This is a genomic window from Fibrobacterota bacterium (genome assembly GCA_019509785.1).
Classification (GTDB): domain Bacteria; phylum Fibrobacterota; class Fibrobacteria; order UBA11236; family UBA11236; genus Chersky-265.
In genome coordinates, this window is sequence record JAEKLQ010000025.1 from 126099 (window position 1) to 144800 (window position 18702).

Here is an 18702-nt window from a genome sequence, read left to right on the forward strand (position 1 = left end):
ATGAAACGCGGAGCATTTAAATGAAATGCACCGGCGCCCGCCAATGGATCAGCGCCAGGCAGCCCTCTTCGCTCCACACGCGATGGGTGGTGCCGGTGGGATTGTGCACGTAGGTTCCCGCGCCGTACGATCCCGAATCATCCTCCTGGGTGCCGGCCAGGATGTAGATGTGCTCATCGCCCATGTGGATGTGGGTGGGGATTCCCTTGCCGGGCAGGTAACGCAGCAGGGCCGATTTATAATTGCCGGGCGGGCCTTCGAACAGGGACAGGACGCGCACGCCCGGCCTCAGGAGTTCCCATTCGGGCGAGTCGACGGCGGCATTGATGGCCGTGGGCAGGCGATCGGCCGGGAAGGATACGCTTTTGGCCCCCGCTGGCGCGCCCTCGGATGCCGGGGGCGGGCCGGGCCGCCACCCGCCCAGAAAACGGATGGGCCCGAGTCGATGCGAGAGTACCAAGGCGCCGCGCTCGCTCCACATCTCATGCCGCGTGCCTTGCGGCCGCATCAGGTAAGAGCCCACGGGGAATTCGCCCGCTTCGTCATGCACGGAGCCTTCCAGCACGTATGCATGCTCGTCGCCGGTGTGGAGATGACGGGGCACGCGCGCCCCGGAAGCGTAGCGAACCAGGCTGATGCGGTATCCGTCGTCCGCACCGTACAACTCGCGCACCTTGATGCCCGGCCTGGGAGACATCCAGGTCGCCGGATCCCAGATGTGGGCCGCGTTCAGGTGGATACGGGCCTTGCCCCGAACGGGGCCCGGTTTCGCCAAGGTTCCGATATCGCTTCCCATCTTCCCTCCCCGCTTAGCTTTACTTAACCGTCCCGACCACGCCCTTCACGAGGAAATCCATGCTCTCCAAGCTCGCCATGGCCAGCATGCCCCCCTTGGGCGCGGCTTCGGCCCCGTCCTGCTTCACGATGGGCCCGGTCCATAATTGCGCGGCGCCCGCCTTGAATTCCTTCTCCTTGGCCAAAACCATTTCCTTCACCTTCGGCGGGACCGACGGACCGAAGGCGGTGAGTTCCGCATCGCCGGCCTTGAGGTCGCCGCGGATATGCTCGGGCTTCCAGGTGCCGTCCCCGACGGACTTGATGATGCGACCCATCATGGGCCCCCAGTTCCAGGCCGCGCCCACCAGCCAACCCTTGGGCGCGAACTTCGACGCGTCCGCATGGTAGCCGACGACCATGACCCCGCGCTTCTCGGCGGCTTGCGTGTAGGTGATCGGGCTATCCACGTGGCCGGTCAGCACGTCGGCGCCCGCGTCCACCAGGGAGTTGGCGGCCTCCGCCTCCTTGCCCGGATCGGACCAGGTGCCGGTCCAGATCACGGTGGTGGTCGCCAGGGGATCCACGGCCTGGGCCCCGCGCGTGAAGGCGTTGATGTTGCGCAGCACCTGCGGGATGGGATGGGCTGCCAGGAAGCCGAGCTTATGGGTCTTGGTCATCCCGCCCGCGGTCATGCCCGCCAGGTACATGGCGTCATCAATCCCCGCGAAGAAGGTACCCAGATTGGGCGCGGTCTTGAATCCGCCCGCATGCTCGAAGATGACCTTGGGGTATTTCTTGGCGACGTTAAGCGCGGGGTCGAGGTATCCGTAGCTGGTCGGGAAAATGATGGTGCATCCGCTCTTGATCATGCGTTCCATCACGCGCTCGACTTCGGCGTTCTCCGGCACGTTCTCGAAGCTCATCGTCTTCACGCCGGGCACGTTCTTCTCCACCCACATGCGGCCCTGGTCCATGGCGTAGTTGTAGCCGTAATCGCTCTTGGGCCCCACGTAGATGTAGCCGACCTTGACCTCGGCGGCGCCCGCGGCGGCGGTCCCCAGGGCGGCGGCGAGGAGGGTGGAGCGCTTCAAGAGGCTGAGGGCGGCTCGGATGGCCATGTCGGATCCTTTCGTACTCGGTTGTCGTTGGCGGTTATCGTGATTGGCTGAAGACGGCGCTTAGCCCTAAGGGCATGCCGCCTTCCTTGTTGGCGGAGCGGCTGCTGAGGACCAGCACCGCCAGCGAAGCGAGGTAGGGCAAGGTGTGCAAGAGATGCGAGGAGATGGGGACGCCGGAGGTTTGCATGCGTAGCGTCAACGCCTCCGCGCCGCCGAAGAGCAGGGCCGCCGGCACCGCCAGAAAAGGGTTCCAGCGCGCTACGATCACCAGCCCCACCGCTACCAGGCCGCGGCCCGCGGTCATCCCTTCCACCCAGTTGCGCGTATAGTCCACGGAAAGCGCCGCGCCGCCGAAGCCGGAAAAGGCGCCGCCCGCCAGGATCCCCGAGACCTGCACGAGGGAAGTCTTGAGCCCCAGCGTGCGGGCCGAAACCAGGGATTCGCCCACCGCGCGCCAGGCCAGTCCGGTCTTGGTACGGTACAGCCACCAACCCGCCAAGGGCGAGGCCACTAATGCCAAGACCACCGTGGGCGTGAGCTGGGAGGCCAAGGGTCCGAGCACGGGAACCCCGGAGAGGAAGCCCAAGGGCAGCGGAGCGAAGCCGTTGATCTTCTGGCCCACCATAGGGACCCCATAGAAGGCGCTAAGGCCGAAGCCCAGCATCCACACCGCCAACCCGCTCGCGAAGGGATTGGCCTTCAGCCCCACCGTGAGGCCGGCATGCACCGTGGACAGCAACATGCCCGCCGCCACTCCCGCCGCCAGGCCCAACCATGGATTGCCTGTCGCCAGGGTAGCGGCGAAGCCGGACAAGGCGCCTACCAGCATTTGGCCTTCGACCCCCAGGTTCACGATGGCGACCCGTTGAGTAATGATTTCGCCGAGCAAAACCCATAGCAAAGGCGTGGAACTGCGCAGAGCGGAAACCAGGAAGTTCCCCGCGGCCGCATCGAAGCCGGACATCATGCCTTGCCTTTCCGCAGGCGCCCGGCCGCCAGCACGCAGGCGAACAACAATCCCTGCAATACCAGGGACGCCGAAGAAGGCAGCCCCGCGATCATCTGCAAGCTATCCGCGCTGGCCAACAGGCCCCCGAGCAAAAGCGAAAGCGGTAGGATGCGCAGGAAATCCTGGCCCGCCATCCAGGCCGCCAGGAAGCCCGTGAAACCCATGCCGTTGGAGATGCCCGATTGCAAACGGCCCTGGATGGCCGAGGTCTCGCAGATCCCGGCGATGCCGCCCAGCATTCCTCCCAGGCAAACCACCAGGATCGCCTGCCGCCCGAAGCTTAGGCCGATGCCTTCGGCCACCTTACGGTTACTGCGCAAGAGGCGCAGGGACATGCCCCAACGGGTGCGGGCCGTAAGCAAATGCAAAAGGAGAGCCGCCGCTACGCCGATCACGATTCCGATATGGGCCCGGGTCCCGAAGAAACCGGAAAGCTTGGCGGCCTTGGGAAAAGACACCGTGGCCGGCCAGCCGAGATTATTCGGATCCTTCCATGGCCCGTACACCAGGAAATCCACCAACAGGGAAGCCACGTAATTGAGCAGCAGGGTGGTGATGGTTTCGTTCACCTTCAGCCGCGCCTTGAGGAAAGCGGGGATCAAGCCCCAAAAGGCTCCGCCCAGTCCGGCGGCCAGGAACATGCCCGGCATCAAGGCCCAAGCCGGCGCGCCCGGGAAGGCCAGCACGACTCCCGTGCCCGCCATCGCTCCCATGTAGAACTGGCCTTCGCCTCCCACCGTGATTAGCCCGAGGCGGGCGGGCAAGGAAGCGGCCATCGCGCAGAGGAGGATGGGCGACACCTTGACCAGGGTTTCGGACAGGGAGTAGCCGTCGCCGAAGGCGCCTTGGATCATGGCCGCGAAGGTGGCCAAGGGCGGCTGCCCCACCATCAGGAAGAAAATCGATCCGAGGACGAAGAATCCCAGGGCCGCGGCGGCCACCGAGAAGCCCGCCGACGCGCGCCATCGATCGAAGGGCGTAGGCAACGGGGCGGGCGGCGGGCGCTTTACGGAGATCCAGGGCGCCGGCGCGGAAACGGCGCGGGAGCCCCGTGGGAAAGGCCCGGAGGCCCCGGGGATCGGGCCTCCGGAAGGAGCCGCGCCGGAAGGAACCGGAACGGGCGCGGCGGCGGCTCCCGTGGGGAAGGTCGGGATGATCATGCGGCCGCCCGCGCGGTTTCGGCGGCGGCCCGGGCGCGCGCCAGGGTCCAATCCCCTTCGCCTCCGTGCCCGGCCATCAGGAGGCCCACGCGCTCGCGATCGGCCGCCGCCACGGGCAAGACCCCGGCGATGCGCCCGCGGGAGAGGACCGCGATGCGATGGGCGTAAGCGAGCAGATCATCCAAGTCCTCCGATATCCAGATCACGCACGCGCCTTCGGCCGCGTGGCGGAAGAGCGCCTCATATACGGCTTTCGCGGCGGACAAGTCCAATCCCATGGTGGGATAGCAGGCGACGATGAAGGCGGGCTTGCCCGAGAGCTCGCGGGCGATAACCAGCTTTTGGATATTGCCGCCGGAGAGGTCGCCGGCGGAGCGGGAAGGATCGGTCGGACGCACATCGAAACGCCGGATCAGATCCGAGGCCGAGGTCCGCAGGGCCTTCCAATCGGGAAAGAAAGGCAGCTTGCGCAATTGCTTCAGAGCCAAATTGACCGAGAGGTCCAGATCGCCGGCGATGCCGTTGACCGCGGGCTGTTCGGGTATATAGGCGACCCGCTCATCGTCCGGCTCGAAGCCGCTCTCGCGCGTCATGGGCTCCCCGTCCAGCAACACTTCGCCGGAATCCGGCGCATGCCTCCCGGCCAAGGTCTCGGCCAACAGGTATTGGCCGTTACCGGCTACGCCCGCGATGCCGACGATCTCGCCGGGGATCAGCTTGAGATCGATGTCCTGGATGCGGGACGATCCTTCGCGGGCGGAAAGGCCCTTGATCCACAGCCACGGGGCCGCGGGCTTAGGGGCTGGCACCGGGCTGGCTTCGCGGAATCCGCCCTGCCCCATCATGAGGGAGACCAGATCGTTGACCGAAGCCCCCGCGGCGGAAACGTTGTCGACCAGGCGGCCATGGCGCATGACCGCCACGCGATCGGCGCAAGCCTCCACGTCTTCGAACTTGTGGGTGATGAAAACGACCGCATGCCCGGCCGTAGCGAGGAGGCGCACCTGTTCCCATAGACGACGGGTTTCGGTTGGGGTGAGGACCGAAGTGGGTTCGTCCAGGATCACGAGGCGCGCCTCCAGATTGAGGACCTTGACCAGCTCCACCAACTGGCGTTCGCCCACGGCCAGATCGCGCACGCGGCGTTCGGGGTCGAGGTCGGGAGCCATGGCGGCCAGGCGCTCCAGCATCCCGTCCCAGGCGCGCGAGCCCCGGCGCAGGAACCACGGGGCCTTGGGCCAGGCCAGCATCAGGTTCTCGCGCACCGAGAGCGCCGGGATAAGGCTGAACTGCTGGAAGACCATGCCGATGCCCGCCGCCATGGCTTCCTTCGGCGAGCCGAAAGCAACCGGAAGCCCATCGATGGCGATGCCGCCCGCATCGGCCTTGTAGAAGCCGTACAGGATTTTCATCAAGGTGCTTTTGCCCGCGCCGTTCTCCCCCAGCAAGGCCAGCACCTGGCCCCCCAGGATGTCGAGGTCCACCGCTTCGTTGGCCAGCACCGGGCCGAAACGCTTGGTGATGCCGCGCAGCGCGATATCCATCTCAGAACACCCACTTCACCATGGCTTGGGGGACGAACTCGCTCACGTTCTTGATCCCGAATTCATGCCACCGGATGTCGACCTCGGTGCCGGCGAAGAGGTTGCCCTCTTTCTTCCATAGGCTGCCCACGTCGAGCAGGAAGCGCGGCTGGGTGATGAGGTACATGTCGGCGCGGCCCGCATCTACGCCCGCCTTCCCTTCGGGGCCCACGAAGTCGAGGAACCCTTCGGCCAGGAAGCCGACCGGCCCGATGTGGAAAGGCGCCCCCCAATACGGGCTGATCTGATAGGTGGCGCCGTCGTGGTAGGGCGTATCATGCACCCAGAAATTGATCGCGAAGTAGGCGAAGCCCGGCATCTTGATGTCGAAGCCGAGGCCGTAATTGTATTCCCGCTGGTAATCGCCGCTGAAGGGCCCGGCCCCGTATCCCAGCTCCCCGGTCACCAGCACATCGCTCACGGGTCCGAACTCCATTTTGGCGTTGGAGATTTTCCCGAGGCTGAAGCGGGGATCCCATTGGCCGTACAAAAGCTCCGGAGTCGCATTCCGTCCGTTGGGATGGGTAATGTCGAGGAAGAAGAAATTGTCGCCGTAAGCGAAGCCGCTCGCATGCTCCAAGGTGATGACGCCGCGGGCCTCGTCGCCCAACTTGGGATCCCAATTCCAACCGTACAGGTATTCCACGTTGGTGCTGCTCCAGGCGGCAGCGTGCGCGGCCGAAGGCAAGCAGGCGGGCAGGGCGAGGGCGGCGAGGGCAAGCAGGGAAGGACGAGTGGGCATGTTGGGAAACTCCTTGTTTGCATTTCCGCAATACGCGAGTTCCATGCCATGGCGCGAAATGGCGCGCAGTACGCGGATTGTCAGGACGGAAGCCGGGGAAATGGCCCGGGATGCCGCGCAATCCGGCAACACAATCCGACAAAAACGCGACGATGCCCGCTTTTGTCAGGGAAGGGGAATCTTTCCCGGAGGAAAATCCGCCGGGACGGAAGCCATACGCCACCCAAGGTAACCGGTAGGGTACGGTAGCGTGCAAGTTGCGATCCCGGATCCTCTATCGGGCCGGATCGGGATCCCGCCCGGGCTCGACGCGGGCGAACCTCCGGCCGTCCCTAACCAAACCCCGACAAATGCCGGCAATGTCAGCAAGTGTCAACCGCTAATCCCTCCGTTTCGCCGGTTTCCAGGTCCTCACCCTCCCGATCGTTATGGAGTGGGAATTGCTGTAAGGGATTATCCGGAATCGGAATCCGCGGGGCGAAGCGCGCAAAGGCGCGGACCTGCCGGTTCGGCCGAAGCCGGAGGAGGCATATGCGACTAAACGGATACGACCCCGGAGCCTTCTACGACGAGATGTTCTCGGCCCCCGGCCGGGCCCGTCCCTCGTCCGACATGCTGGTGCGCACCTTGGAATCCATGCCGGACGGGGAACTGGCCCGCCGCCAGACGGCGGCCGAAAAGGCTTTCCTGGATCTGGGCATCACCTTCAACGTGTATAACAGCCAATCCGGGTTGGAACGAATCTTTCCCTTCGACGTCCTGCCGCGCATCCTCGACGGCGGCGAATGGGCCTTCATCGAAAAAGGCTTGCGCCAACGCATCCATGCCCTCAACCTTTTTCTCGACGACATCTACCACGATCAGCGCATCGTCAAGGACGGGGTGGTGCCGCTCGATCTCATCCGTTCGGCCAAGGGCTACCGCAAGGAATGCCAGGGCCTCAATCCCCCCTGGGGCATCTGGTGCCATATCACCGGCACCGATCTGGTGAAGGACGGCGACGGCAAGCTCTACGTCCTGGAAGACAATATCCGCTGCCCTTCCGGCGTATCCTACGTCATCGGCAATCGGCAGGTGATGAAGCGGACCTTCCCGCAAATCTTCGCTTCCATCAATCCGCGGCCGGTGGAGGATTATCCCAGCCGCCTCCTGGATATGCTCCAGTTCGTGGCCCCGCGCGGGGAGGAATCGCCCTGCGTGGCCATCCTGACTCCCGGCGTTTACAACTCTGCCTACTTCGAGCATTCCTTCCTGGCCCAGCAGATGGGCGTCGAGTTGGTGACCGGGGCCGACCTGGCGGTGCGCGACGGATTGCTGTGGATGCGCACCACCCGCGGCTATAAGCGCGTGGACGTTCTCTACCGCCGCATCGACGACGATTTCCTCGACCCGAAGGCGTTCCGCCCGGACTCCCTGCTGGGCGTGCCCGGCCTGATGGAAGTCTACCGGAACGGCAAGCTGGGCCTCGCCAACGCTCCCGGCACCGGCGTCGCCGATGACAAGGTCATCTACGCCTACGTCCCGAAAATCATCCGTTACTACTTGGGCGAGGAGATCCTCCTCCCCAACGTGGAAACCTACATGTGCTGGGTGCCGGAGGAAATGAAATACGTATTGGAGCACATGCATGAATTGGTGATCAAGACCGCCAACGATTCGGGCGGGTACGGCGTCTTGATCGGGCCGCATTCTTCCAAGGCGGTGCTGTCAGATTGGGCCGCGCGCATCGTGGAGAATCCGCGCAACTTCATCGCGCAACGAACCTTGTCCCTCTCGCGTTCGCCCGTCATGGTGGGCGACTCATGCGAGGGCCGCCATGTGGACCTCCGTCCCTTCGTGCTTTACGGCCGCGACATCTACGTCATGCCCGGCGGCCTCACGCGCGTGGCCCTCAAGAAGGGATCGCTGGTGGTGAACAGTTCCCAGGGCGGCGGAAGCAAGGATACCTGGGTGCTGCCCATTTCCCAAGGCGCATCGATGTCGCAATCGATGGCCCAATCGAACGGCGTCTCGATGTCGCAAACGATGGGCATCCCCACGCCCGACCTGCGCTCCAAGGAGAAGGCCGCATGCTGAGCCGCGTCGCCGATTCGGTCTACTGGATGGCCCGTTACATCGAGAGGGCCGAGAACGTGGCCCGTTACGTGGACGTGAGCCTGCAAGCGTCCCTCGATAACCCGCATACCCCCAGCGAGCAATGGCTCCCGCTGGTGGCCGCCGCCGGCGATCATACCCTGTTCCAGGAGAAGTACGGCAACCTGGGGAAAGGCGCGGGCGAAGCGGTGATGCGCTTCCTGGCCTTCGACCTCGAGTATCCCAACTCCATCGTCTCCTGCATCGCCAAGGCGCGGGAGAACGCCCGCCAGGTGCGCGGTTCCCTGCCCCTGGAAGCCTGGGAGCATTTGAACAAGTTCTACCATTACCTGTCCTCCAGCGAAGCCCGTCGCCGCGCCGCCGAGTCGCTCCACGATTTCTTCAGCGAGATCCGCACCGCCAGCTATCTCTTCGAGGGCATCCTCGAATCCACCATGTCGCGCGGCGAAGAATGGCATTTCCTCAAGCTGGGCCGCTGCCTGGAGCGGGCCGATCAGACCTCGCGCATCCTGGACGTAAAATACTTCATCCTGCTGCCCACCCCCGCGGACGTGGGATCGGTGGTGGACGATTTGCTCTGGGCCGCACTCTTGCATTCGGTCAGCGGCTACGAGATGTTCCGCCGCCGCCATGGACGCATCCTGCCCGGCAAGGTGGTCGACTTCCTGCTGCTCGACCGGGATTTCCCGCGCGCGGTGCTGCATTGCCTGGAACGCGCGGAGGAATGCCTGCTCGCGGTATCGGGAACGCCCATGGGGAGCTACCGGAACCAGGCGGAGAAGCAGATCAGCCGACTTCGCGCCAAGTTGGCATATACCCACGTGGACGAGGTGATCGCCAAGGGCCTGCACGAATTCCTGGACGAACTGCAGACCGGGCTGAACGCGGCGGGCGAAACCATCTTCGGGACCTTTTTCGCCCTGGATACGCCGGCCCGCCAGCCGGCCCAGGCGCAAGCGTAACCAGAGGCCTCCTCACCGGCCCCGCCTCCGGACGGTTGGGGTCGCCTCTGAAATGCCGCCGGTCAAACCGGAACGCGCCTGCCGGGCACTAACCGATTAGCTTTTTCCAGCGAAACGGGACGGAGATAGAATGAACGGGAATCATACACGCACGCGCCTGGGATTCGAAGCGGGAGCCTCGGTGGCCCCGGACCAGAGCCAAGTCCTGCCGGTGATCCGGCTTAAGATGATGGCCACCGGGCTGGAGGTCCCCGCCAACGGGCATGGACCGGACTTCATGGCCCACACGGCCGACCTGATCCGCAAGATCCAGGAGAAGTTCCGGGCCTTCCCGCAGCCTCTCTGCCCGCTGGACGCGCGCCTGCAAGGTTTCCTGAACCGCTTCTTCGCGGACATCGAACCGCCGGGCGATCTGTCCCTGCCCCTGCGGGCCCTGCACATGGACTTCCACGGCCTCGCGCGCACCCTCTCGCTGCCCGCCGAAGGCGATCATTTCGAATCCGAATTCGTGAAAAGCTATCGCACCGCCCAGGGCGTACTGCACAATCCCGCCACCGACAAACGCACCACCAAAGGCACCTTCCACGTCTGTGAAGGCGGGCTGCCCATCCCGGCCGACAAGAAGGCGGTCCCCAAGGCCGCCTTCGCCGGCCTGTTGCACGCCGCCCTCAATCCGCCGGACGATCTGCTCGAGCTGCCCTTCACCTCCGGGCTCAAGCGCTCCGCCCGGGTCTTCACCTCGCTCTTCATCCGCCCCCTGGTGAGCCCGGAAGTGCCGGGCCTCAAGCCCTATCGCGACATGGAGATCCGTTTCTTCGCGCCCGGGAGCCTGGTCTCCAACCTCGATTTCGTGGAATCCATCTTCGGCAACGCCGGCGATCCTTACCTGCCCGAGAACGACGCGGGCCTTGACGCCGAGCATTTCTGCGGCGTCACCGGTTGCGTGATCCTGGCCCCGCATCTGCCCCGCCTGCGCAAGAAGGACCTGGGGCTCCCCCACGTCTCCGAAGCGACGCCGAAACAGAAGAAGGACGGGATGTGCTGGAGCGATCCCGAGGAGCGCTACAACGAAGGCAAAGCCTTCAAGGCCACCATCACCTCGGGCGAAGGCGTCATCTTCACCCTCATCGCGGACAATTACTTCGGCTATTGCAAGAAGGAGGTGAAGACCCAGATGGGCTTCGCCTGCAACCTGACGGGCGTCAGCGAAGAGGAGCACGCGGGCGGGGCCCTCATCTTCCCCAGCTACAGCCTGGGGGACTTCACCCTGCACAACGCCGCCTTCATCCGCCAGAAAGGCTATTCCTTCAAGGGCGTCAAGAAACTGATGGGCGACTGCATGGCCGAACAGCCGGACGGCTACGGCATCGACAACCGCTTCCCCAAGGTGATCTACCTGCCCGAGGACGCGGAGATTTCCTTGCTCGATCAGACCGTCACCTGGAAGAAGGACGGCAAGCCCAAGAACTTGCGCCTCTTGCCCGATCATTCCTACCTGTACCCGAGCGGATACAAGGTGCGCATGGAAAAGCATCCGGATGCGCCCAGCTGGCGCCTGATCGGGACGGTGGCCGAGGGCTTGCTATGCCATAAACCCTGTACGGTCTCGGGCGGGGGCAAGAGCGAGATCTCCAAGTCCATCGCCGAGTCCATCCTGTACCGCGCTTTCTACATCAACGATTTCGAAAAGGATTTCGCGGCCGCGGAAAAGATCCTCTACCGCGATTATGCCGATCGCTTCAAGGTCGATCCCAAACGCAAGCTGGACCCGAAGCGGCCCGTCCTCGCGCCCACCCGATCCCTAGGGTCGGTGGTCCGCCTATTGACGCCGTCGCCGGAATACACCGACGCCTACAACCGCTGGTTGCGCGGCATTCCCCCGCAGGTGCGTTCCCTCGTCTTCGCCATCAAGCGTTTCTACCGCCAGGAATGGGGAGAGGACATCCGCAGCCATTTTTCCGTGGACATGGTGGACGGCCGCCCCGGGCATGAACTCGCCTATGAGCATCGCCGCCTGGTGTCCAGCTATCTGAAGGTGGGGATCGACGAGAACGGGAATTGGCGCGTGTTCCGCCTGCGTACCGATTTCGTCCCCGCCTACAAGCTCCAGGCCGAGGACGATATCACGGTTTCGGCCGTCCTGTCCGCCGACCTCGCCCCTTCCCTTGCGTCGACCCCGGGCGAATCCGAGGCCGAGGCCCTTCTGAAAGGCGCCGCCGCCGAAGCCGGACTGGAGGAAGGCGCCGCGCCGCCCGTCTCGCGCAAGTACGTCCAGAACTGCGAGTACCGCCTTTTCCAGCGGCCCGACGACGCGGTGGTGCCCGGCCTGGACCGCCAGGCGGAGCGCGACTTCGCCGAGTGCAACAACTTCTTCTCCAACTACGAACCCCTGCCCGTCGCCGAGGCCAAGCGGATGATGGAAGACGCCATTACCATGGGCAGCTTTACGCCGGCCGGCCGCAAGGTGATCGAGGCAGCGGCCCAACGCGAAACCGGCTATTTCGTTTCCACCTCGCGCCCGCGCATCACCGACGGGAAGCCCAACGCCAATGTGCGCTACCTCCAAAACCGTCCCGACCTGGTGGACTCCTTCTCGGTGTTCGTGGCCCAGATGGGCCAGCGCCTGAAGCGGAAGCTCCCCGCCGACGCCCCCGTGGCCTCGCCCGTGGAGGCCGTGCTCATCGGCCGGCGCAACAATCCGCCCGACCGGGCCGCCGGCATCAAGCCCTTGGCCGTCTACAATCCCCTGCATTTCCAAGAGCTGCCCGAGGCCTTCATGGACTTCGTGGCCAGCCCCACCGGCAAGTCGCCGTCGACCACCGGCGCGGGCTCCGAAGGCGCCCTCACCAAGGGCCCCTTCAACGCCCTCTGGCCCACCGCCGATCTCAACGCCGCCCTGGTCTCCTTCATCCTTACGGGACTCCAAGTCTTCTCCACCCCCGCCGGCCATATCGGATCGAAGTATCGCGTCGATCACGATTTGAGCTTGCTCATCCCCGAGCTCTGGTGCCGCATGAGCCCGCACGAGCGCGACGCGCAGCGCCTAATCGCCTCCGGGCGCCTCTCCCGCGTGGAAGACATCAAACGGCGCGGCAAGGTGATTCCCGCCGGACGCCTGGGTTGGCGCATCAACGGCCGTTTCGTGCACGCCTTCCTGGGCCGGATCTTCTCCGACCCGCTGGCGGTCTTCCCCGCCGACATGCTCGAGCCCGAGAAGCAGGACGCACGGGATTTCGCCGACGGCGTGGAGAACATCGTCGAGGCCCAACGCGCGGCCGCGCAGTATTACTTCGAAGACGACAGCGTGGAGAGCGCTTGCCCGCCGCTCAAGGGCCTCTTGCACATGATGGCCAAGGGCTCCTGGGAAGGCCTCACCCTGGCCAGCCCGGAATTCCGCCGCATGTTTACGCCTGAGTCCATGCTGAAATCGCCCTGGTACCGCGCCCGCCTAGCGCGCCAGCAAGAGAAGGATCAGGCCCTCTGGGCCCGCCATCGCGATTACCTCAAGGCCTTCCTGGCCGGCGAGGGCAATCGGCCCGCGGCTACGCGATTGGGACTCTCCCGCCGCCTGGCGCTGGCGGAAAAGAACCTCAAGTCCGCCGCGCGCCCCGCTTACCTGGCGGGTTTGCAGGGGACCTTGGGTATCGATCCCGCTTTGTGATCGCGGCCCGATTTATCCCTTAGCCCGGGCCAGCCGTCATGCATCGCGGATCTAGGGTGTAACAATCTCCGGCCGCCGCCGACCGAGTTGTTAACTTATCCCACCATTCCGCAAGGAGACCGCATGACCGCACTGGCGCAACTCATCAACCGCATCCGTTCCCTGCTCGGCGCCTTCGCCTGGCTTCCCCCGTTGGCGGCGCGCATCATCGTAGGCTGGGTCTTCGTGGAATCGGGCTGGGGCAAGCTCCATCATATCGACAAGGTCATCGGCTTCTTCACCAGCTTGGGGCTCCCCGCCCCGTCCTTCCAGGCCCACCTGGTCGCGACCACCGAATTCGCCGGCGGCCTGGCCTTACTGCTCGGCCTCTTCACCCGGCTCGCTTCCATCCCCCTCATGGTCATCATGTTCGTCGCCATCGCCACCGCCAAGAAGGACGATCTCCACGGCTTCTCGGATCTGATCGGCTTCCCGGAATTCCTCTACATGGCCCTGCTCTTCTGGCTCCTGATCGCCGGACCGGGCAAGGTGGCGTTGGATGCCTGGGTGGCTTCCCGCCTCAAGAAGCTGGACTGATCTTTCCCGGATGAACCTTCCCCGCGGTTCCCGCGGCGGCGTCTGGTTCGCCGTCGCCGCCTATACCCTGTGGGGCCTGCTCCCATTGTACTGGCGGGCCATGCATGCCTTGCCCTTGGGCGAGGTGCTTTCCCATCGGGTGCTGTGGTCGGCGGCCACCACCCTGCTCCTTCTGGCCGCCTTGCGCCGCCTACCCGATTTATTCGCACTCGCCAAGGATGGGCGTAAACTCCTGACCCTCCTCCTGAGCGCCCTCCTCATCGGCGCCAACTGGTCCATTTATATCTTCGCGGTGTACCGCGGCGAACTGGTCCAGGCCAGCCTCGGTTATTACATCAACCCGCTCATGAGCGTGGCCATGGGCGTGTTCTTGTTGCGCGAGCGGTTGACGCGACTACAAATCCTGGCGGTGGGATTGGCCGCGGCGGGAGTCTTAAGCCTGGGTTTGCGGCAGTCGGGCCCGCCTTGCGTGGCTTTGGGCCTGGCCCTCAGTTTCGCTTGCTACGGTTTCGTGAAGAAACGCCTGCCCGTCGATTCCATGTTGGGCCTGAGCGCGGAGACGCTCTGGCTTACGCCCTTGGCGGCAGGCTATCTGGCCTGGCATGCGCGAACCGGATCGACGCCCGCCTTCGGCGCCGATCTTGGGACTACCGCGCTTCTGGTGGGCGCGGGGGCCATCACCCTGGCGCCGCTCTTCTTCTTCAACGCGGCGGCGCGGCGCTTGCCCCTGTCCACCTTGGGTTTCTACCAGTACTTGAGCCCCACCATCCAATTGGCGATGGCGGTGCTGGCCTTCGGCGAGCCTTTCACGCGCATGCATGGGATCGCGTTCGGGCTGATCTGGGCGGCGTTGGCGTTATACGTGTGGGACGCGATCGCGAGGAGCCGGGTCCGGGCCGAGCGGTGAATCCGGCGATCCGACTACTTTTCTTGGTCCCTTCCAAGGTTCCTTTGGAATAGCCTGATCGGTCCGAAATGCTGGTGGACGGGGTGTTGCCGATGGCGCCCCAGGGCATCGAACCCGAATTCCGGGAATCGCGGCGTGGGCCTGATTTTTGCGCCCACAGGCCGTAGGCCGACCTCGAATCCAGGCGCCAATTTCGCGGCCGCGAGCAAGGTGGTATCCTGTCCGTTTTGGATCCACAGGTTTCCACCGATCAAAGCGCCGCCGTCCCGGGTCGGAAGCAGGAAGGAAACCGTTGGGGCGGAAGTGATGGAGTAGAACGGCCCTTCTTTGTTTACCTCTCCCGTCAATGAGACCATCAGCGTGTCACCTAGATCAATCAGCGGAATGGCTCTCCATTGGGTTTGGTCGGAAACCAGGAGGACGGGATAACCGTATCCCCCCGGGAATAAGACATTCGGTTTTCCTCCCAATGAGAACCAGAGATCCTGCATATTCCCGACCCCGATGAATGACGGCGCCTTATAGGCGAAACACCGCGGTTCCGATGTTACGAAATGCGTGTCCGCGAAAACGGTGGGTGTCCGGATCCATCCTCCCGTAAACTCGCCGCTCGCGGTCACGTCCAATAATCCTTGCGATTGCTCCCCGTTCAATTTCAACCGGAACCCGTCACCCGTCGCCGTGATTCCGTCTACAAGCGCCTTGCCGTGCCTATCGTCGGCTATCCCAAGCGGTTCAGTGAGCTGGGTCCGCATGCCCAAGAACTTGCCATCCTTGCTGACGGCCATGACAGCCACGCCTCCCCTTGTGAACCCATTCACGACAGAGTAGGTAGTGCCCGCGATCAAGAGGTTTCCCGATGGGGACTCCGCCGTCGCATACCAGTCCGTTTCGTAAAGCGAGTGCAACTCCGGATAATTCCCGGGCAGGATTTCCGTAGCCCAAACCCGCTTCCCGCGGCTGTCAAGCTTGAACAGTTCCAGAGTGTCCCCGTAATCTGTCGGAGAGTAAAATAGGCGGTCGCGGCGGCCTACGACGATGGAGTTTCCCCCGGACAGCGCGTAGATTCCGCAGCGCGACAGGCGTCCGGGATCAAACGTCCAATTGGAATCCCCGGAGAATCCAATCCTTCCCGCGACCCAATTGATCGAGTCGCCGGCGCTCTTGACGGATTTCGTATAAAGGAAGTCCCCATTGGCCGTGCGATCCCAATTGTCTAAATTGCCCCGACCGGATGACAGCGACGCCGTCACCCGCCCTTGCATGTCATACCGGGAGGCGAGCATTTCCAGTTCATCCTGTCCTGTCGGATTCTGGGCGTAATCAATCCATAAATTCACCAAGCCGTCGGGGGTTTCCCACAACCCCTCGGGGACGAACGGGTAACTCACGGCGAGGGCGCTGGAAGCTTTCCACAGATAGCGACCCGCGGAATCCAATCGGACCAAGTATTGCGAGGATTTATCATTCCCCGCCACGACGAATCCTCCGTCGTTCAGTTCCAGCGCGCTCGAGAAAACCAACTGTCCGGATACCTGCTGGCGGAGACCGGGAACCGGGGCGCGCCAGGCGAGCCCGCCGTTCATAGGCAGGCTCATGCCAATGCATGCCGCGATAACGCCGACGACTATTCCCAGGAACCGCATGTGGAACCCCTTATCCCATGGACCCGTTCGGGCGCCGGAATCGCATCGCGTAAATCAACCGAAACGCTATGTTAACCAATATACGCCGGTTCCGCTCCCCGCGGATCACGGCGCGGCCATTATCCCACGGCATTCGGATGAATCGCCGTTCAGGTACCAGGATTTCCATTCCCCGCCATTCTCTTCGCCATGATCATGGCCACCTGGGCGGAGTTCCAGTCCCCGGCCTCGGTCAGCTTCCCGATGATCTTCCGCTGGATCTCCAGGCTCTTGTTCTGGCTTACCTTCCACTTCCCTTCGAGAGTTTCGATCTCCATTTTCACGCCCACGATCTGCTTTTCCAAATGCCCTCTCGCCTCTTCGCTCAGGCCGGCCTGGAACGACCGGATATCGCCTTCATGCCTTCGGATCATCAAATCGATGATGGAATGGAGCTCCTTTTCATCGACTACGGATAATCGGCCGGAAGCATGGACGGTAACGTAATTCCAGGTAGGAACCGTATTTTCCGTAGCATACCATTTCGAAGAGATATACGCGTGCGGGCCGTGGAAGATGGCGGTGGTTTTCCCATTCAGGTTCCGCCAATGATCATTCGCCCTCGCGAAATGCCCGACCAGGAAACGTTTTCCGTCGGTCTCGGCGTAATACATGGGGATATGGGACACCTTCGGCTCGTTCTCCGAAGCGGTCACCACCGTCGCGAATGGATTCCGGTCGATGAACTCTAACAGGACAACGGGATCGGATTCCGTAAAGGCGCTTGGGTTGTACATGGACCCAAAAGTAATACCCTCAGCGCGCCCGCGCCTTCGAAGGATGCGCGCAGGTATCCGCCCCGGCATCCCATACGCCCCCGCGGGCCCGGCAATTCTGCTCGTTGGTATGCCGGTACACCCATTTGCTCATGAGCCATGCGAAAAGCAAAACCACCACCCAGCCGGCCAGCTTGCGCAAGGCGCTCGCGCCACGAGCGCCCGGGCTCGCCCCACGAGTCCCCGGGTTCGCGCCGCGAACTTCCGGATTCACGCCAGGAACTCCTTCACTTCGGGATCCAGAAGCAGGTCCCGGCCCGACAGGGGTCGCCGCAGGGTGATGCCGTCCAAGGTGCGGCAGCGGCTCAGTGCCACGTAGGATTGCCCATGGGCGAAGGCGCCCGAGCCCAGATCGATCACCACGCGATCGAAGGTTTTGCCCTGGCTCTTATGGATGGTCATGGCCCACGCCAGCTTCAGGGGGAATTGGGTGAAGCGGCCCACGGGCTTGGGCACCGGCCGCCCGGTGGCGGGATCGGGCGCGTAACGCACGCTTTCCCAGGTCGCCCGTTCCACGCGCATAGCGCCCAGCGGCCCCGCCATGGGATCCTGGTTGCCGCCGCGGCCGCCCAGGCTCGGCACGTCCACCCAGATGGCGTCGGCTTCCATGCCGGCCACGCTGCCTAAGGTTCCGTTCACCCACCAGCCTTGGGCGTGGTTCTTGAGCATCATGACCTGCGCCCCGACCTTGAGGGCCAAGGGCTCGTCGGTGGGAAACGACTTGGGATCGAAGGCGCCTTGCACCTGCGCATTGTAAAGGGCCAGATGGGTCGGTAGGCCGTCCAGCATGCGATGATTCACGCGATCGGCGGCGGCATTGGTGGAAGTGAGGGTGATGACGGGCAGGGCGTCGCCGTCGTCGGGGCCGGTATCGTCGAAAGCGTCGAGCCTCATGGACACGGGCTTTTCCGGGGCGACGGTCCGCGCGTTCAGTCGTTCCAGGTCCTCCTCTTCGGCTTCGCCGGTGCGGATGGCGTTCAAGAGGGCCAGGAAGGTCTGCTCCTTTTGGCGGTAGACCTTGCGCAGGTCCACGCGATCGAAGGGTAACCGGGAGAATACCCTGGCCTTGAAGAACCACGGGCTTTCGTACAGGGAATGGAAGGCCTCGCCCTCGTGCGGCGAAACCACCGGCGGCAACTGATGGAGGTCGCCGAAGAAGATCATCTGCACGCCGCCGAAAGGCGCATGCCCCTCGGGCCCATGGTTCCGCAGGAAGAGATCGATGGCGTCGATGATGTCGGCGCGCACCATCGAGATCTCGTCGATGATGACGGTGGTGAGCTTGGCGTAGATCTTGCCGCCGCCCAGGCGCGCCACGGCTTCGGGGAAAAGCACGTGGGGCGGGAAGCGGAAGAAGGAGTGGATGGTCTGCCCGCCTACGTGGACGGCGGCCACCCCCGTGGGCGCGAGCACCACGGCCTTTGACAGGACGGTGCGCTTAAGATGCTGCAACAAGGTGGATTTGCCGGTGCCCGCCTTACCGGTGACGAACAGGCATTTGCATCCGGACTCGATCCATTCCTTGGCTTCCTGGAAACCATCGTTCCATTCGATGTCATCGCCGGGGTTCATGGTCGTGGATGCGGGCTGCGGATAGGGTGAGACGCGGTCGTTTCCGCGGAAAGGCCCGCGCGAGGGGGCGCGGTCCGGAT

General features: G+C 63.9%; 15 protein-coding genes. 5 read left to right on the plus strand and 10 right to left on the minus strand.

The window, feature by feature from the left end; all coding sequences use genetic code 11:
- Nucleotides 1-16: 16 nt before the first annotated feature.
- The 6 genes from JF616_04645 to JF616_04670 are packed head-to-tail and all read right to left on the minus strand — an operon-like array spanning nt 17 to nt 6389.
- Nucleotides 17-796, minus strand: coding sequence for a cupin domain-containing protein (locus tag JF616_04645; GenBank protein ID MBW8887029.1), 780 nt, complete (start codon nt 794-796; stop codon nt 17-19).
- A gap of 19 nt (nt 797-815) precedes the next feature.
- Entirely contained in the window at nt 816-1895 is a 1080-nt protein-coding gene (locus JF616_04650) for a BMP family ABC transporter substrate-binding protein (GenBank protein ID MBW8887030.1), read from the minus strand.
- A 34-nt stretch (nt 1896-1929) separates the two neighbouring features.
- The gene (locus tag JF616_04655) at nt 1930-2862 is read right to left on the minus strand and encodes an ABC transporter permease (GenBank protein MBW8887031.1); all 933 of its coding nucleotides are present in this window, start codon (nt 2860-2862) and stop codon (nt 1930-1932) included.
- Nucleotides 2859-4064: an ABC transporter permease gene (locus JF616_04660; GenBank protein MBW8887032.1), complete on the minus strand. Its 1206-nt coding sequence runs from the start codon at nt 4062-4064 to the stop codon at nt 2859-2861. Before JF616_04660 ends, JF616_04655 begins: the two co-directional genes overlap by 4 nt.
- On the minus strand, nt 4061-5608 hold the full coding sequence (locus JF616_04665) for an ATP-binding cassette domain-containing protein (GenBank protein MBW8887033.1): 1548 nt from the start codon (nt 5606-5608) through the stop codon (nt 4061-4063). The genes JF616_04660 and JF616_04665 overlap by 4 nt, the downstream gene beginning before the upstream one ends.
- Before the next feature lies 1 nt (nt 5609).
- Nucleotides 5610-6389, minus strand: a complete 780-nt coding sequence (locus JF616_04670) for a DUF5020 domain-containing protein (GenBank protein ID MBW8887034.1) — start codon at nt 6387-6389, stop codon at nt 5610-5612.
- A gap of 531 nt (nt 6390-6920) precedes the next feature.
- Between JF616_04670 and JF616_04675 the strand changes: the two genes are divergently transcribed.
- From JF616_04675 to rarD, 5 genes are all read left to right on the plus strand, one after another.
- Nucleotides 6921-8465, plus strand: coding sequence for a circularly permuted type 2 ATP-grasp protein (locus tag JF616_04675; protein ID MBW8887035.1), 1545 nt, complete (start codon nt 6921-6923; stop codon nt 8463-8465).
- A complete protein-coding gene (locus JF616_04680; GenBank protein MBW8887036.1) occupies nt 8459-9445 on the plus strand; it encodes an alpha-E domain-containing protein in 987 nt (328 codons plus the stop codon). The genes JF616_04675 and JF616_04680 overlap by 7 nt, the downstream gene beginning before the upstream one ends.
- Nucleotides 9446-9575: 130 nt before the next feature.
- Nucleotides 9576-13106 (plus strand): hypothetical protein, encoded by a 3531-nt coding sequence (locus JF616_04685; protein ID MBW8887037.1) that lies wholly within the window; start codon nt 9576-9578, stop codon nt 13104-13106.
- A 123-nt stretch (nt 13107-13229) separates the two neighbouring features.
- Nucleotides 13230-13682, plus strand: coding sequence for a DoxX family protein (locus JF616_04690; protein MBW8887038.1), 453 nt, complete (start codon nt 13230-13232; stop codon nt 13680-13682).
- A gap of 10 nt (nt 13683-13692) precedes the next feature.
- A complete protein-coding gene (rarD, locus tag JF616_04695; protein MBW8887039.1) occupies nt 13693-14589 on the plus strand; it encodes an EamA family transporter RarD in 897 nt (298 codons plus the stop codon).
- A 14-nt stretch (nt 14590-14603) separates the two neighbouring features.
- Here rarD and JF616_04700 read toward each other — a convergent pair whose 3' ends face one another.
- The 4 genes from JF616_04700 to JF616_04715 all read right to left on the minus strand — a co-directional run bounded on the left by JF616_04700 (nt 14604) and on the right by JF616_04715 (nt 18622).
- Nucleotides 14604-16235 carry a hypothetical protein gene (locus JF616_04700; GenBank protein ID MBW8887040.1) on the minus strand — a complete coding sequence of 544 codons (1632 nt, stop codon included), beginning with the start codon at nt 16233-16235 and terminating at the stop codon, nt 14604-14606.
- 149 nt (nt 16236-16384) lie between these two features.
- Nucleotides 16385-17011 carry an FMN-binding negative transcriptional regulator gene (locus JF616_04705; protein ID MBW8887041.1) on the minus strand — a complete coding sequence of 209 codons (627 nt, stop codon included), beginning with the start codon at nt 17009-17011 and terminating at the stop codon, nt 16385-16387.
- Between the two features lie 19 nt (nt 17012-17030).
- The gene (locus JF616_04710) at nt 17031-17264 is read right to left on the minus strand and encodes a hypothetical protein (GenBank protein ID MBW8887042.1); all 234 of its coding nucleotides are present in this window, start codon (nt 17262-17264) and stop codon (nt 17031-17033) included.
- On the minus strand, nt 17261-18622 hold the full coding sequence (locus tag JF616_04715; GenBank protein MBW8887043.1) for an AAA family ATPase: 1362 nt from the start codon (nt 18620-18622) through the stop codon (nt 17261-17263). Before JF616_04715 ends, JF616_04710 begins: the two co-directional genes overlap by 4 nt.
- Nucleotides 18623-18702: the final 80 nt, after the last annotated feature.

What these genes read in the sequence shown, in the direction of transcription:
- JF616_04655 (MBW8887031.1), bottom strand. Translation starts at nt 2,862, where the DNA reads ATGATGTCCGGCTTCGATGCGGCCGCGGGGAACTTCCTGGTTTCCGCT.
- JF616_04685 (MBW8887037.1), top strand. Translation starts at nt 9,576, where the DNA reads ATGAACGGGAATCATACACGCACGCGCCTGGGATTCGAAGCGGGAGCC.
- JF616_04690 (MBW8887038.1), top strand. Translation starts at nt 13,230, where the DNA reads ATGACCGCACTGGCGCAACTCATCAACCGCATCCGTTCCCTGCTCGGC.
- JF616_04715 (MBW8887043.1), bottom strand. Translation starts at nt 18,622, where the DNA reads ATGAACCCCGGCGATGACATCGAATGGAACGATGGTTTCCAGGAAGCC.
- JF616_04680 (MBW8887036.1), top strand. Translation starts at nt 8,459, where the DNA reads ATGCTGAGCCGCGTCGCCGATTCGGTCTACTGGATGGCCCGTTACATC.
- JF616_04650 (MBW8887030.1), bottom strand. Translation starts at nt 1,895, where the DNA reads ATGGCCATCCGAGCCGCCCTCAGCCTCTTGAAGCGCTCCACCCTCCTC.
- JF616_04645 (MBW8887029.1), bottom strand. Translation starts at nt 796, where the DNA reads ATGGGAAGCGATATCGGAACCTTGGCGAAACCGGGCCCCGTTCGGGGC.
- JF616_04660 (MBW8887032.1), bottom strand. Translation starts at nt 4,064, where the DNA reads ATGATCATCCCGACCTTCCCCACGGGAGCCGCCGCCGCGCCCGTTCCG.
- JF616_04705 (MBW8887041.1), bottom strand. Translation starts at nt 17,011, where the DNA reads ATGTACAACCCAAGCGCCTTTACGGAATCCGATCCCGTTGTCCTGTTA.
- JF616_04670 (MBW8887034.1), bottom strand. Translation starts at nt 6,389, where the DNA reads ATGCCCACTCGTCCTTCCCTGCTTGCCCTCGCCGCCCTCGCCCTGCCC.
- JF616_04700 (MBW8887040.1), bottom strand. Translation starts at nt 16,235, where the DNA reads ATGCGGTTCCTGGGAATAGTCGTCGGCGTTATCGCGGCATGCATTGGC.
- JF616_04665 (MBW8887033.1), bottom strand. Translation starts at nt 5,608, where the DNA reads ATGGATATCGCGCTGCGCGGCATCACCAAGCGTTTCGGCCCGGTGCTG.
- JF616_04675 (MBW8887035.1), top strand. Translation starts at nt 6,921, where the DNA reads ATGCGACTAAACGGATACGACCCCGGAGCCTTCTACGACGAGATGTTC.
- rarD (MBW8887039.1), top strand. Translation starts at nt 13,693, where the DNA reads ATGAACCTTCCCCGCGGTTCCCGCGGCGGCGTCTGGTTCGCCGTCGCC.